This window comes from Sphingomonas sp., from assembly GCF_029239295.1.
In the GTDB taxonomy this organism is placed as follows: Bacteria; Pseudomonadota; Alphaproteobacteria; order Sphingomonadales; family Sphingomonadaceae; genus Sphingomonas.
This window is the reverse complement of sequence record NZ_JAQZBC010000029.1, coordinates 1-15,082: the sequence shown is the minus strand read 5'-3', so window position 1 is coordinate 15,082 and position 15,082 is coordinate 1. Positions and strand designations below refer to the sequence as shown.

At 60.7% G+C, this 15,082-nt stretch carries 8 protein-coding genes and 2 pseudogenes; 7 read left to right on the top strand and 3 right to left on the bottom strand.

Annotation, left to right across the window (positions count from 1 at the left end; all coding sequences use genetic code 11):
* A pseudogene (locus K0S66_RS16420) lies at positions 1-434 on the bottom strand (transposase); the annotation flags it as partial.
* Between the two features lie 465 nt (positions 435-899).
* Here K0S66_RS16420 and K0S66_RS16415 point away from each other — a divergent pair.
* Together K0S66_RS16415 and K0S66_RS16410 are read left to right on the top strand one after the other, a co-directional pair.
* Entirely contained in the window at positions 900-3,917 is a 3,018-nt protein-coding gene (locus tag K0S66_RS16415; protein WP_301076552.1) for a TonB-dependent receptor, read from the top strand.
* Positions 3,918-4,175: 258 nt separating this feature from the next.
* Positions 4,176-5,735, top strand: a complete 1,560-nt coding sequence (locus tag K0S66_RS16410) for a class I adenylate-forming enzyme family protein (RefSeq protein WP_301076551.1) — start codon at positions 4,176-4,178, stop codon at positions 5,733-5,735.
* A 36-nt stretch (positions 5,736-5,771) separates the two neighbouring features.
* Here the strand turns inward: K0S66_RS16410 and K0S66_RS16405 are convergent, their stop codons facing one another.
* A complete protein-coding gene (locus K0S66_RS16405) occupies positions 5,772-6,740 on the bottom strand; it encodes an IS630 family transposase (protein ID WP_301076550.1) in 969 nt (322 codons plus the stop codon).
* Positions 6,741-7,111: 371 nt separating this feature from the next.
* Positions 7,112-8,383, bottom strand: coding sequence for a 3-hydroxyacyl-CoA dehydrogenase (locus K0S66_RS16400; protein WP_301076549.1), 1,272 nt, complete (start codon positions 8,381-8,383; stop codon positions 7,112-7,114).
* Between the two features lie 410 nt (positions 8,384-8,793).
* Between K0S66_RS16400 and K0S66_RS16395 the strand changes: the two genes are divergently transcribed.
* The 5 genes and pseudogenes from K0S66_RS16395 to K0S66_RS16375 form a co-directional block, all read left to right on the top strand.
* Positions 8,794-9,996, top strand: coding sequence for an acetyl-CoA C-acyltransferase (locus K0S66_RS16395; RefSeq protein WP_301076548.1), 1,203 nt, complete (start codon positions 8,794-8,796; stop codon positions 9,994-9,996).
* 2 nt (positions 9,997-9,998) lie between these two features.
* Positions 9,999-10,850, top strand: a complete 852-nt coding sequence (locus K0S66_RS16390; protein ID WP_301076547.1) for an acyl-CoA thioesterase domain-containing protein — start codon at positions 9,999-10,001, stop codon at positions 10,848-10,850.
* Between the two features lie 98 nt (positions 10,851-10,948).
* Positions 10,949-12,202 carry a TetR/AcrR family transcriptional regulator gene (locus K0S66_RS16385; RefSeq protein ID WP_301076546.1) on the top strand — a complete coding sequence of 418 codons (1,254 nt, stop codon included), beginning with the start codon at positions 10,949-10,951 and terminating at the stop codon, positions 12,200-12,202.
* A gap of 650 nt (positions 12,203-12,852) precedes the next feature.
* Positions 12,853-14,313 carry an MFS transporter gene (locus K0S66_RS16380; protein WP_301076545.1) on the top strand — a complete coding sequence of 487 codons (1,461 nt, stop codon included), beginning with the start codon at positions 12,853-12,855 and terminating at the stop codon, positions 14,311-14,313.
* Between the two features lie 389 nt (positions 14,314-14,702).
* Positions 14,703-14,978, top strand: a pseudogene (locus K0S66_RS16375) (transposase); the annotation flags it as partial.
* Between the last annotated feature and the right edge of the window lie 104 nt (positions 14,979-15,082).

The window sequence follows — 15,082 nt, the reverse complement described above, 5'->3', positions numbered from 1 at the left end:
GGCCACGACGCCGAACTCAGCGAGGTGCGCTCGCATCGCATTGGACAGTTGCGTTCGCTGGCGGTTGAGGATCAGCCGGACACGGTGCAGCATCATCGCGCTCTGCTGTCCGGGGTCTTGATACCAACGAAGCGCATCGTCGGTCGTGTCACCGCCTCGCCGATGGCGTCGGCATCGGCCGCATCGTTCTTCCCGCGTTTGACGTACGGTTTCACATATTGCGCCGGCATCAGCTTCACGTCGTGCCCCAGCGCGACCAACTCGCGCGCCCAGTAGTGCGACGACGCGCACGCCTCAATGCCGATCAGACAGGGTAGCAGCTTCGCGAAGAACGGCAGCATCCTCGCTCGAGTCGACCGGCGGCGGATCAAAACCTCACCATCCGCACCCACCCCGTGCACCTGGAATACAGACTTTGCATTATCCGGGCCGATCGTTGCGACCTTCTCCCTCGTGACTCTCCTTCCAGCTCAAGCCCGCAATAATACCGCAGCACGGGTGGAGAGCCGTCCACAGCATCAGTAGCGGACAGGGGACTTGTGGCTCGAGAGCTTGGAGAGCCGCCGTTCGCCCGTAGCCCGGGCGGATGTCGCCGCAGCTCTGGACGTGCCCCAAGTCGCTATCGGACGGCAGAGGCCGGTTCACCGGGAAGCCGCTCTCATCAAGCTTGAGCGCCGCCGACAAAGCCCGAAAGTGAATACCGCTCGACAAAGACGAATACATACTGGAATTCGCAGTATCATCATCGACGAACGGTATTCGAGGTTCCGCCTAGCGGAAAACGCAGCACCTTTTCGGTTGACAGGCATACCCAACATACGCTGTTTCGGAAAAAATTGATGGAGAGCGAGTTGTCACGTAGAGACTTGATCGTTGGAAGGGCTGCGTGCGGAACGGCTATGATCGCGCTGGCAGCCACATTGGGCTGCCCGGCTCTCGCTCAATCCACATCTGCCACCAACGAGCCACCATCTTCCCAGTCGGCCACTTCGGCGGCACCGGAGGCATCGATTGCGTCCGGCGAGGATGCCGCCGACATCGTTGTCACGGGATCGTTGATCAGGGGGACGCCGCGCGACGCGGCGCTGCCCGTCGACGTGTTCTCGTCCGAAACGTTGCGCCGCAGCGGGATCAACTCGCCGCTCGAGTTGATTAAGCAACTTCCTTCTACGGGTACGGTTCTCGGCGACAGCAACCAGTTTAACTCTACTGCGCAAAGCTACATCGGCGTTGGGAGTATCAATCTACGGAATTTGGGTGCGTCGCGCACGCTGGTACTGCTCAATAGCAGGCGGACCATCGCCACGCCCGGAACGGGATTTGTCGACACAAATCTTCTTCCTCTGTTCGCGTTGGAGCGGGTGGAGGTGCTCAAGGATGGTGCCGCTACGACCTATGGATCCGACGCCATCGCGGGCGTGGTGAACTTCATCACGCGCGACCGGTTCGAAGGTGTTGAGGTCCAAGGCGATTACACGGGCGTCCGGGGCTCGGACGACAACTATACCGTTTCATTGCTCGCCGGCAAAACGTTTGGGCGCGTGAATCTCTATGCCGGCTTTGGGTATCAGCACAGGTCCGAGCTTGAAACACGCGCACGCGGGTATACGCAGCTGCCGTATGGGGATAATCCTGCCGGCTACTCATCGCTAAGCAACCCAGGAACGTTCATTCTTGGTGTTAATCCTGCGGGGCCGTACCGCAATGATCCTGCCAACGTTGCGTACAATCCGCGCAACGGTTTGCTGTCCAACGTAGTCGCGGATTCGAACTGTGCCAGCCTTGGCGGCACATTGGCGGCCAGCCCGACCTGCTTCTTCTCCTACGTTCCGTACGACAATATCGTCGAGGACGAGAATCGCTATCAGGCATTTGGTCGAATGACTGCTGACCTTACTGATACCCTTCGGTTCCGCGCCGATGTTCTGTGGGCTCGCACTGACCTGCCGAACGTTCGCGTTTCTCCGAGCTATTTGCCGCAGCAAGGTCCGCGCGGGCCGGGAACGGCATTCGGATACTTCATTCCGCAGACAAACCCAGGGTTTGCCGCTTTTCAGGGGCAGACGGGGGCGCTGTTTCCGGGTCAGGCGAACGCATCGACGCCTTCGTCCATCGCAGGCGCCGGCGCCTATCTAATCTCCTATCGTCCGTTCGCGACCGGCGGTAATCCCGCCTTCCCCGACCGCTTCGGCTTTGGTGGGCAGGTCGGACGTCGCACCAATGACGCATACCGGATCTCTGCCGGGTTCGACGGGCAGATTAGTAGTGGCATTAATTTCGACGTCACGGGCACCTACAACAGGTCAACTCGGTATCAGCAGATTACGGATATCGTCAGCAGCCGCCTGCAGAACGCCCTCGAAGGTCTCGGTGGCGCAGCATGCGACGTTCGGTCCGGAACGCCTGGCGCGGGCGGATGCCAGTACTTCAACCCATTTTCCAACGCGATTGCCGGAAACCCGGCCTTGGGCCTCACCAACCCCGGCTACGTAGCGGCGAATGCAAACGATCCGGCGTTGGTCGCCTGGATGTTTGAGAAGATCGGCTACCGCTGGAAAGAGGAGCAATTCGTTCTCGATGCCGTGGTCAGCGGCAAGCTCTTCCAACTCGGCGGCCGCGACGTCAGTTTTGCCGTAGGCGGTCAGTACCGGACCGTCGACTACAGCGCCAAGCCCTTGAATGCGCTTGAAAACCAGTTGCTGACCCCGTGCCCGGCTCCCGGGGACTTCAACTGCTCGGCGCAGACCGGCCCCCTCACCTTTATTGGGCTTCAAACCCCGGTGAACGCCTCGCAAAGCGTCTATGCGATCCTTGGTGAGCTTAACGTGCCCGTCACTGAACGGATCAACGTGCAACTGGCTTTGCGCCGCGAAGATTATGGCGGTGGTATCGGTTCAACGACGAACCCCAAGGCAAACGTCCGGTGGGAACTGCTCGACTTCCTCACCTTGCGCGGTTCGGTCGGCACGACTTTCAGAGGCCCACTGCCTTCGCAGACCACGCCCACCCGCGCCACGACGCTGGTTGGCTTAGCGGCTGTCGGCAACAACAATCGGGCGGTAGATCTGATCGGCAACCCTAGCCTGTCGCCCGAGAAGGCGTTCAACTGGAGCACCGGCGGCATTGTGAAAGTGGGGGGGCTGACGCTCACCGCAGATTATTACAGCATCAGGCTCAAAGATAAGATCATATCGCTGCCGGGAACGATCACGGCTAACAGCGTGGCGGGGATCGGTACCGGCGCGCAGTTTGTTAACTGTGCATCGCCGTTCAGGAACTTGGTCGTCTTTGGAGACAACAACACCTGCGTTCAGGGCGTGACGACCGGCAATGATCTTGCACGTGTTATCTCGCCCTATGTGAATGGATCTACGACGAACATCCGAGGCTTGGACATGACCGCGGATCTGCGGTTCGATGCCTTGGGTGGCAAGGTGAACCTGGGCGCCAACGCCAGCGTCGTGCTCAAGTACGAAGTGTCCCGCTACGAACTGGATGGCGTCCTCTTTTCGCAGGCGTACAACGCACTCGGGTATGCCAACTATGATCGTGAACCTGGCACGATGTCGCGGTGGCGCGGCAATGGCTACGTCAACTATGCGGTCGGACCTATCAACGCGCGCTACAACGTGACGTATATCGATGGTGTGGAAGACAATCGTTATGCCGCTCCTGCGTTCGCCAACACAGCGGTGGGCACAACGGACTTCGGCCGCACGATCAGGCCATTCGTACAGCAGGACGTGGTTGTCACATACGATCTCGACGTCGCTGGCACGCCGATCCAACTTCAAGGCGCCGTGATCAATCTGTTTGATCGGGATCCGTCAGCTGCGCGTCTGGAATATGGCTATGATCCCTTTGTGGGCAATCCACTTGGGCGCACGTGGCGGCTTGGCATGCGCGCTACGTTCTGACGTAGATTTCCCTCGCGAGCACAATGTCGGAAAATTGAGCGGCGAGCGGGGCGAAAGCGATCTTCAGCGAGGGGTTGTCATTTGTTGGCAGCCCCCGGAAATGCCTTTTGAAGATCCTGGGTCTCCGGCTGAGAGCATCGGCGGATTACCGCTGTCACGGATCAATCTGCTTCATGAGTGGCGAGTAGGGGCCAGTGACAGCGAGGCTCCGTCCGATTGCCAATGTTCGATGAAGCTGAACTAACGGGAGAAGCGGTGATGAGCGCGATCGCCGATTATATAGCACGCGATTTCGGCACCTTTGCCGAATTGGTCGCCTTGCAAAGTGCGGCCCGCCCAGACGGTGTGGCGGTGATCGACGAGACAGCGCAGGTCACCTACGCTGAGTTGAATGCAAGGGCAGACCGCCTGGCGGCCAGCCTTCAACGTGATGGTGTGGCGGTCGGTGATGTCGTTGCGATCTGCGCCTCTGCATCGATCGACTATGTGGTCGTTCTGCTAGGCACGCTGCGCGCCGGGGCCGCTATTTCGCCGGTCTCGCCGTCGGCGACGCCGCAGCAGCTCTGCGTGATGATCCACGACAGCGGTGCAACCCATCTCTTCACTGATGGCGAGGTCTCGCGCCATCTCCGTGAGGTCGCAGACCAGATCGGAGCCCGCCGCATCGCCTTGTGCACTGGAGCCACGGGTGAGCCGCTCGCCGAATGGCTTGCTCCGGAAGGCTCGCGTCCGCAGCCGGTAGGCGTCGATCCTGACGGGGCGTTCAACATCATCTACTCGTCAGGAACTACGGGCACTCCCAAGGGCATCGTGCAGAGTCACCGAATGCGCTGGCCCCACGTCCACCGTGCTGATCCGCCAGGGTATGGCCCGGGCGCAGTAGCGATCATTTCCACGCCGCTATATTCGAATACTACATTGGTAAGCCTCATTCCTGCGCTGGGGGGCGGCGGAACAGCGGTGCTAATGGCCAAGTTCGATGCCCGCCGCTTCCTGGAGCTCAGTGAGCGACACCGCGTCAATTTCGCCATGCTGGTGCCGGTGCAGTATCGTCGCATCCTCGACTTGCCTGACTTCGACACGTTCGATCTTTCAAGCTATTACATGAAGTATGCAACGTCAGCGCCATTCCCTGCCGATCTGAAGGCAGAAGTATTGCGTCGCTGGCCCGGTGGACTAATCGAATATTACGGCATGACCGAAGGAGGTGGTTCCTGCATGCTCATCGCGCATGAGCATCCCGACAAGCTGGCTACGGTTGGAAAGCCAATGCCGGGACACGAAATGCGCGTCGTGGACGAGGCCGGCAATCAGCTGCCACCAGGGGCGATCGGCGAGGTGGTTGGCCGGTCGCCCTCCATGATGAACGGTTATCACAATCAGCCCGAGAAAACTGCCGAGGCCGAATGGTGGAGCCCGGAGGGCGAACGCTTCATCCGCACCGGAGACATTGCCAGCGTCGATGAAGACGGCTTCTTCACTCTGATCGGCCGCGTCAAAGACATGATCATCTCCGGCGGGATCAACATCTATCCCGTGGACTTGGAGTCTGTCCTGATCTCGCATCCTGCGGTCAGAGAAGCTGCCGTGATCGGCGCCGCATCAGAACGGTGGGGCGAAACGCCGGTCGGCATCGTGACGGTGGAGCCCGGCGCTGCGGTCGAACCGACCGTTCTGTGCGACTGGGCCAATGCCCAGCTTGGAAAAATGCAACGACTCTCATCAGTGATGATCGTCGATGAACTACCACGCAACCCGATCGGCAAGACCCTGAAGCGCGAATTGCAGGAGTGGTATGCCAAGGAACGCGCAGCCTAATATGGGCAGGGAAGACAAGGCTAGAGCGATTTTCGATCAGTCTGCATCATAGCCGCAGTTGGCGAAGAAGTTGGCGCACTCGTTGGGCGAGTAGAGGTCGAGGATGCGGCCAATGGCATTCCAGAGTCCGTGGATGGTGCGTTCGGCGGCTTTGCGCAGGTGAGCCTTCAGCTTTGAGAAGGCTTGCTCGATTGGGTTGAAGTCGGGGCTGTAGGGCGGGAGGTAGAGGAGGCTGGCGCCGACAGCTTCGATCATCTCGCGCACGGCCGGCGCCTTATGGCTCGACAGGTTGTCCATGATCACGACGTCGCCGGGGTTGAGCTCGGGCACGAGTACTTGGCCGACATAAGCGTGGAAGGCATCGCGGTTGATCGGACCGTCGAGCACCATCGGTGCCACCATGCCGGTGCGGCGGAGCCCGGCGACGAAGGTGGTCGTCTTCCAGTGCCCGTGCGGCACGCTGGGCGCAGGCGGTGCCCACGTCGACACCGGCCATGGCGGCGAGCCATGTTGGTCGACGCCCAGGTCTCGTCGATGAACACCAGCCGCGCGGGGTCGAGGTCGAGCTGGCCCTCGAACCATGCCCAGCGCCGCTCTACGATGTCGGCTCGATCCTGCTCGCTCGCATGGGCTGTCTTTTTTTGCGCGTGATCCGGTGTCGGGCGAAAACCGCCACAGCGTTGCGATGCTGGTGGTCACACCATGTTCAGCTAGCAGCGTACGCAACTCGTCCAGCGTGATATCCCACTGCCGCTCAATGGCAGCGTGGATGAGCGGCGCATGATCTTCGATCTTGGCCGAACGGCGATCGCCACCCTGAGGCTTGGCAGCCGGCGTGCCATGCTGAAGCGATAGCTGCCGCCAGCGGACCGCGCTCACAGCGCTGACCCCGAACCGCCCCGCCGCAGCCCGGCACGACAATCCACCGTCGACAGCGGCAACCACACGGTCCCGCAGACACGCGACAAGGCTCGACCCATCCTTGCCGGCCTCCTTCGCCAGCACGAAGGCTGAATCAGAAAACCCGACCCGTGTGAATCCTCGATGATTCAGATCGGCCGAAAACCGCTCTAGATCATAGCGATCGCCTGAGCCGGATCGGCCCTCAAGCTGTTCGACAGAGGTTTAGGCTGCTGCTCGCCGAGGGGGCGCGACGAGAGCATTGACCTTTTCGATGTCGGCAATCGAGAATGCGCCGCGTGACCATAATGCTTGAACCCCCGCATGACGTGCGAGGTCGGCATCTGAAGCCGCACATTTGGCGCGGCGACCTGCGCCAAGCGCTCCCGAACGGAAGTGCCTGCAGGCAGCAGATCCGCTCGCCAAGCCGGCCTTGCGCTCTGCTCGTCACGATCGAGCAGAGCGCTTTCATGCCGTTAAAGGCTGGCGAAGGTACGCCCCTCAGCCGCTAGACGCACGAGCAGGTCGGCGGGCTTGTACCAGCTGTTACCTGCGCCAAGCGCCTCGGCACGCGCCACGACCCGGTCCAGCCCCACGCTGTCCGCCCAGCGCATTGGGCCGCCGGTATGTTGCGGCCAACCGTAGCCGAATACCCACACCACATCGATGTCGGACGGGCGCTGTGCTTTACCCTCCTGCAGAATCTTTGCCCCCTCGTTGACGAGCGGAAAAAGGCACGATTCCAGGATCTCTTCATCGGACGGCACGGGCGCGTCCGTGGGGGAGTTGAGCGTGCTACGAATCAGGTCCGCGACGAACGGCGACGACGACGGCCTTCGGTTTTCGTCGTAATCATAGAACCCCGCGCCTGTCTTCTGCCCGCGTCGGTCGGCTTCGCAAAGCGCGTCGCGTAGCGGGTCTCGGGTCTTTGCGCCCTTGCTCCAGCCGATGTCCAAGCCCGCAAGGTCGCTCATTTCGAACGGCCCCATCTTGAAGCCGAAGTCCTTGAGCACGCGATCGACATCCCACGGCATGGCGCCGCGCGCGAGAAGGGCATTCGCTTGCACTTGGCGCGGGTAGAGCATGCGATTGCCGACGAAGCCGGGGCACACACCTACGATCACCGCGACCTTTCCAATGTCTCGCGCCATCTTCATTGCGGTAGCTAGGGCAGTTTCGGACGTCGCAGCACCGCGGACCACTTCAACCAGCTTCATCACGTTGGCAGGCGAGAAGAAATGTAGTCCGACAACGGCGTCCGGACGGCTCGTTACGCTTGCGATCTGGTCTACATCCAAGCCGGACGTGTTGGATGCCAGGATCGCACCGGCCTTCGCTATGCCGTCCAGCTGGTGGAAGATCGACTTCTTGAGATCCATGCTCTCGAACACGGCCTCGATGATCAGGTCGCAATCGCCGAGATCGGTCATGTCGAGCGTGCCGGTGATCGCGTTCATGCGTGCATCGACCTCTTCCATCGGGAAGCGGCCACGATCAGCGCTGCGTTGGTAATTGGCGCGCACCGTCTTCATGCCACGACTAAGCGCTTCCTGCTTGGTTTCGACGATAACGACAGGGATGCCGATGTTCGCGAAGTTCATCGCTATCCCGCCCCCCATCGTACCGGCGCCAACGATGCCCACCTTGCTTATGGGCAGTGGCTGCGTGTCGGGGGAAATGTCATCAATTCCATTAGCCCGGGAAATCGCTTCTTCAACATAGGCGGCGTTAGCGGGGTCATTGGTCATGCAGTGAACTCCTGTGACAAGCGATCAGGGACAGTTTCGAGGAGCCGAGTGCGAGAGCACTCATATCCTCGGCGTTCGTCGGACTTCGTGTCCATGGCGACGTACGAGAGCGCCCGGCGTGACCCGCAGGAGAGCGCTCGAGGCTCCTTGCGAATGACTTCGAGGCCGCGACGGCCGCCCCCGCAACGCGGGTCGCCAATCCTGTATAGAATACCCGTTTTCTTGTAAGCGGAGCAGAAGCGCCCACTCTCTACCGGAAAAGATGCATTCCAAATAGATCTTCCTTTTGGATCTGCGGGCATGCGGCTCCGCCGCAGCACACTTGACAGCGCCCCCAAAAATTTCAACCATACCCCTGTTCTCATTTTTACCAGCAGCTCTCTGCGGGTCATGCCAACAGGAATGTGTTCATGCCTGAAGCCGTAATTGTTTCCACCGCACGTACCCCGATCGGCCGAGCCTATCGTGGCGCGTTCAACGACACCCAAGGACAAGCGCTTGCGGGCTACGCGATTGGCGAAGCAGTCCGCCGGGGCGGCATCGATCCGGCGGAGGTCGAAGATGTGGTGATGGGCTGCGCTCTCCAGCAGGGTTCAACCGGCTTCAACGTTGCGCGACAGGGAGCATTGTGGGCGGGTCTGCCCGTGACCGTGCCGGGCACCACGATGGATCGTCAGTGCGGCTCCGGGCTGATGGCGATCGCCGCCGCAGCCAACCGCATCATGGCGGGCGAGCAGATGATCGCCGTTGCCGGCGGCGTTGAATCAATCAGCCTGGTTCAAACGCCGAAGATGAACAACTATCGCGCCGGTGATCCGAAGCTGATCGCGGAGAAGCCCGCGCTCTACATGAGCATGTTAGAAACCGCCGAGATCGTCGCCCACCGCTACGGCATCAGTCGGGAAGCGCAGGACCAATATGCCCTTCGGTCGCAACAACGTACCGCCGAGGCTCAAGCAGCCGGCCGGTTCGACGCCGAAATCATGTCGATCACAACGACCATGACCATCACTGACAAGGTGACCGGCGAGACGTCGTCGCGAACCGTGACGATCGCGCAGGATGAAGGAAACCGGCCCACAACCAAGCTGGAAGATCTTCAGGCTCTGAAGCCGGTGTTCAAAAATGGCCAGCAGATCAAGGAAGGACGCTTCATTACCGCCGGCAATGCATCTCAGCTCTCGGACGGCGCGGCGGCATTGGTTTTGATGGATGCGCGAGAGGCCGAGAGGCGCGGATTGTCCCCGCTGGGCGCCTATCGCGGGCTGGCGGTGACCGGTTGTGCGCCGGACGAGATGGGCATCGGTCCGGTGTCCGCCATTCCAAAGTTGCTGGCGAAGCATGGCTTGGCTGTTGAAGACATTGACCTTTGGGAGCTCAACGAGGCGTTCGCCAGTCAGGTGCTCTATTGCCGCGACCAGCTCGGGATCCCCGATGATCGCCTGAACGTCTCCGGCGGCGCCATCTCGGTCGGCCACCCCTACGGCATGAGCGGTGCCCGCATGACCGGGCACGTCCTGCATGAAGGTCGCCGCCGTGGCGCGAAATGGGGGGTCGTGACCATGTGTATGGGTGGCGGCATGGGCGGTGCCGGCTTGTTCGAGATCTTCTGATCGTGAATCAAAGCGGCAGCCCTCTTGCTCAGTTGCTTGATGTCATGGCGGACGGCAGCGGCCGATGCATCGGGCCGGCAGCAGGCACCGACGAAAAACGAACCTTCGGTGGCGTCCTGTTAGGCCAAGGGCTTGCGGCCTCCGCTCGGAGCGCCGACGGGCTGCCGTGTCACAGCTTTCACGCACTGTTCGTTGCCGGTGGGGTCGTAGCTGAACCGGCACAGATTTCTGTGAGCTGCCTGCGCGACGGGCGGAGCTTCAAAAGCCGTTCGATAGCGATAGCTCAGGGTGACCGCCTCATCCTTTCGGCGCTAGCGTCGTTCCACAACGGCGATGCAGGTCCGGAACACCAAGTCGCCATGCCGGACGTGGGCCTTCCCCACACCCTGGAGGACCAGCGCGAACTCCGCTGGCGTAATGCGGCCGCCCGCGGACGGCCGGTGCGACGGTACGCTAGCGAAGAGATGCTCGACGCGCGCTCTGTGGACCTTCCCATAAATACCACGCACGGGATGGAGGGACAGCGGTACGTATGGTTTCGGTCGCGGTGGCCGCTGTCCGATGATCCGGTGCTACATCAAGCCGTCATCGCTTTTGCCTCTGACGCCGGCATGGTTCATGTCGGGACCCTGCCGCACAATTCGCTTGGCACAGGCACCCGGCTGGATTTCGCCAGCCTAGATCATACGATCCGCTTCCATTGTGCGGCCCGTGCGGACGGTTGGCTACTTCACGTGCAGCATAGTCCGGTTGCAGTTGCCGGACGTGGCCTTGCGCGAGGCACAATCTTCGATGCGGCAGGCACGTTAGTGGCGACGGTGACGCAGGAGTTCTTGTTGCGCTATGCGCGCTGACTGGTGTTCAGGAACATAGATTCGCGCGGAAAACTGCTTCGTTTGCGCCTTCTTGGTTTGATGATAGACGGTGTGGCTCTTTGATATCAAGGAAGCATGTGTCTATCGCTGCTGCAGCTCAAGCGCCTGCTCCGCGCGGTTCTGGCAAGGGCCATAAGTTCGACGCGCGCCGACAGGAAATTCTGGCAGCGTCGGGTGCGCTCCTGAACCGTCATGGATTACGTGGCGCGACGCTGTCGATGGTGGCATCTGAGATTGACCTGAACCTCAAGAGCTTGCGTTACTATTACAAGCGCAAGGAAGATCTGGTCGCGGCGGCCTTTCTACACTCGATCGACTTACACCAGCAGCTCATCGATGCGTCCGAGGCGGAGCCGACACCTGAAGCGCGATTGCGAACCTTCATTGACGGCTATTTCGCGCTTCAGGCCCGGGTCAGAAAAGGGGAGCAGCCCGAATTCGTACATTTTGGCGATGTTCGCGCGCTTACGGAGCCGCAGGCGTCGATCGTCTTCACGGCGTATATCGACATGTTCCGCCGGATGCGCGGCTTGATCCATCAACCCGGTGATGGATGGGACAAGCAAGTACTGAACGCGCGCACCCATGCTCTCCTCTCGCAACTGCTATGGTCGGTTGTCTGGCTGCGGTACTATCTTCCGGAAGACTTCCCTCGCGTGGCGAACCGGTTCGGCAACCTCCTGCTGCATGGCATTGCGCCCGGGCGACCGATGCCAGAGGTGGTGGGCATCGATCTCCAGGACGATGTCGCAGACGGCGAACGACTTTCACGGGACTCCTTTCTTCGCGCCGCGACCGAGTTGATTAATGCGCACGGGTATCGTGGCGCCTCGGTGGAGCGAATCTCTGCCGCGCTCAACGTGACAAAGGGCTCATTCTACCATCACAACGACACGAAGGAGGATCTCGTTGTAGCTTGCTTTCAACGGACCTTCGACGTGATGCGGCGCGGCCAGAACGAGGCGCTGCGGCGCCACGACAAGGGCTTTGCTCAGCTGACGGAGGCAATGGTGAACCTAGTCCAGTTCCAGTTGCGCCCAACCGGCACGCTGTTACGGACGTCCGCCCTAACCGCCATTGACGTACATCTGCGCGACGAAATGAACTTCCGGATGAACCAACTCACCGCGCGGTTCGAGGATATGCTGATCGATGGCATCGCGGACGGGAGCGGCATCGCCTGCGACGCGCGAATAGCGGCCCAGATGGTAACCGGCTTGATCAACTCCACGGAGGAGTTGCCGCGCTGGGCCGCCGGAGTATCCGCCAATACCGTTGTTGATCTTTACGTGCGGCCAATGTTCTCCGGCCTGCTTTCCCGCTCTGCATGAACGGCGCGCCGAGATAGGCCAGCCACGTTTCCCTTATTGCTACGGACGATCCGGTTCGCCGCCTAGGTGCTGAGCGGCGCTGATTGGGAGCCCGCTGAGAGGCCGGTCCTCGGGCGTGACATTACAATCCGATGCGCTGTGACAGCGCTACTGCCCGCAGCCGGGCCTGGTACTCCGATGTCTTTGCAAGCTCCCTCTGGCCCAGTTCCGACCTGCTCCTACGCGAGATCGTTCGTCAAATGACATGCCATGCTGCGATTCTTCGCAGACCAGTGTTCTGACACGGGGCAGTATTTACCTTGATGCCGCATCATAAAGAACATACTCGATATCTCGAAACGCCGATGGCGTATGTCGTAGGGGGGAGCATGAAGAAGCTTGCCGATTTGTCGCCCGCCGGGCACGGGAGCCGCTAATCGTGCACCCTTCAAAGGTTTCACCACAGATCCGGTCCGCGTTCGAGGGCAGACCTTGTTCAGAGATTTCCTTCAGCAATGCGCAACCCTCCGCCACCGGCAGGGGATCGGTTTATCGATCCACATCGGCCCAGTCGCGGCTTTGCGGAGGAAGACGGCCGCGCGGGGAGGCAGGGGCCATCCCAGGGGAAAAACGGGGGTTATCGTTGTGATGGTGGGGAAAAGGCGGAGTATATGAGCAGTAAAGGCGCCACCTCGCTCCCGCAGACACGCAAGACGCTCCTGGACAAGCTTGCGTATGGCTTCGGGTCGATCGCGTTTGGGGTGAAGGACAACGGTTTTACCGTTCTGTTGATGATCTTCTACAATCAGGCGCTCGGGCTCCCTGCCAAGGCAGTTGGGCTGGCGATCATGATTGCGCTGGTAGTTGACGCCCTTTCCGATCCGATCGTAGGCCACTGGTCCGACAACATGCGCTCGCGGCTCGGCCGGAGGCATCCGTTCATGTATGCTGCCGCGTTGCCGGTCGCGGTGTCCTACTTCTTCTTGTGGAACCCTCCGGCCGGCCTCAGCGAGAACGCACTCTTTGCGTATCTCCTGGGCATCACGGTGCTGATCCGCCTCTTTATCACGATGTACGAAATCCCGAGCAGCGCGCTGGTTGTAGACCTCGCCCAAGATTATCACGAGCGCACCAGTTTTTTAAGCTATCGCTATTTCTTCGGCTGGATTGGCGGGCTGTCGATGGGAATTGCCGCCTTCAGTCTTTTCCTGCGCCCTTCCGCTCAGGATTCCTCGGGTCAGCTCAACCTGTCAGGCTATTCGAACTATGGCCTTACCGCATCGCTGCTGATGCTGGTTGCGATCCTGGTTTCCGCGCTCGGTACGCAGCGACACATCCCCACGTTCCGGCAGCCAGAGCCCAGGCGCAAGTTCGTTCTGTCGCGTTCGGTCCGGGAGCTGCGCGAAACCTTGGGGCACCGACCGTTCTTGATCCTTCTGGGTTCGGGCCTGTTCTCTTACGCTTCGGCTGGCATCGCCGCAGCGATTCTCACCTACTTCCGGATATATTTCTGGGAGTTGAGCGGTGATCAGATCTCGCTTCTGATGGTCGGCAACTTCGCTTCTGTCGTGGTTGCGCTTTTCTTGGCGCCAAAGCTGGGCGTGGCTTTCGGAAAAAAGAAAGCAATCATCCTGTTCTCGAGCGTCGGCATGTTGCTTGGCCCTGTTCCCTATCTCGGCCGACTCCTTGATCTGGTTCCAGCGAATGGCACAGGGGCCCTATTCTGGTTCCTCTTCGGCACGAGCTTCATCAATACTGTCGTCGTGATGTCAGCCGGTATCCTTGGGTCATCCATGATGGCGGACGTGGTCGAGGATAGCGCCACGCGGACCGGCCGGCATTCTGCAGGACTGTTTTTCTCCGCCAATGCCTTCATTATGAAGTGCGTCTCTGGGCTTGGCGTGTTTGGCGCAGGACTCATACTGGATGCCGTCAGCTTCCCCCAAGGCGCCAAACGCGGCGATGTCCCGGCAGATGTGCTTAATAGTCTCGCGATCTTCGAGCCGATGGTGATCTTCGGTCTTTCGTTTATATCGCTTTTGTTCGTGATTAATTTCCCGATCACTAAAGAGCGGCACGAAGAAAACCTGCGGAGGCTGTCGGAAGACGCTGATCAGGCGGTGGCGTTGTAGGCTATCTGTGACGAAGGCGCGCACTCGCGCGACGCGGGTCCGGGCGGCGGAACAGGCACCGGTAGGCGGCGGGCATGCTCCGCCGCCCTATTCTTGCATCGTGTGCATGCCGCGACTCGTGGCGGCAGCATCCCGCCGGGGGGTACCTGCCCTGAATGCGCCACGGGCTCAGCTCGTCCATCCGGAAGCACAGCATCCAGGTTGTCCGGAGGCCAGTGGGTATTCAATGCCCCGGTGGGCTTTCGTTACCGGCCCGCTCGACTAGCGCATAGTCGGGCAGGCTCAACGCCCATTCATCGACCATGGCTTCCCATTGGCTTGGCGAGAACAGCTTCATGCGCTCGCCGGAGGTAACCTCCGCCGCGATGATCGTAAGCAGACATATCGCCGACAGCTATCTCTGTCCCGGCGGCAAGCGCCTGCGCCCACGCAACCGCAACTTCGCAGCGCCTCGCAGCGAGGTCGGCCAGGATGGCTTCATCCGCTATCGCGCCCGCCAGCAGGACTGCGCCGGCTGCGATCTGCGCCAGCGCTGCACGCCGAATATGCCGGCACGCAAGATCATGCGGTCGATCCACGAAGGCGCGCGGGACCTGGCACGCGACATCGCCACCACCGATGCCTACGTCACCTCACGCCGGCAGCGGAAGAAGGTCGAGATGTTGATTTTCACTGAGAGTTGACCCGGAGAAGGCGTAAATTTCCACCGAGAAGTGACCCGTGTCTCAACCTCACCCCGGCTGGCTGTCGGGGGATCAAGGAGTGATAG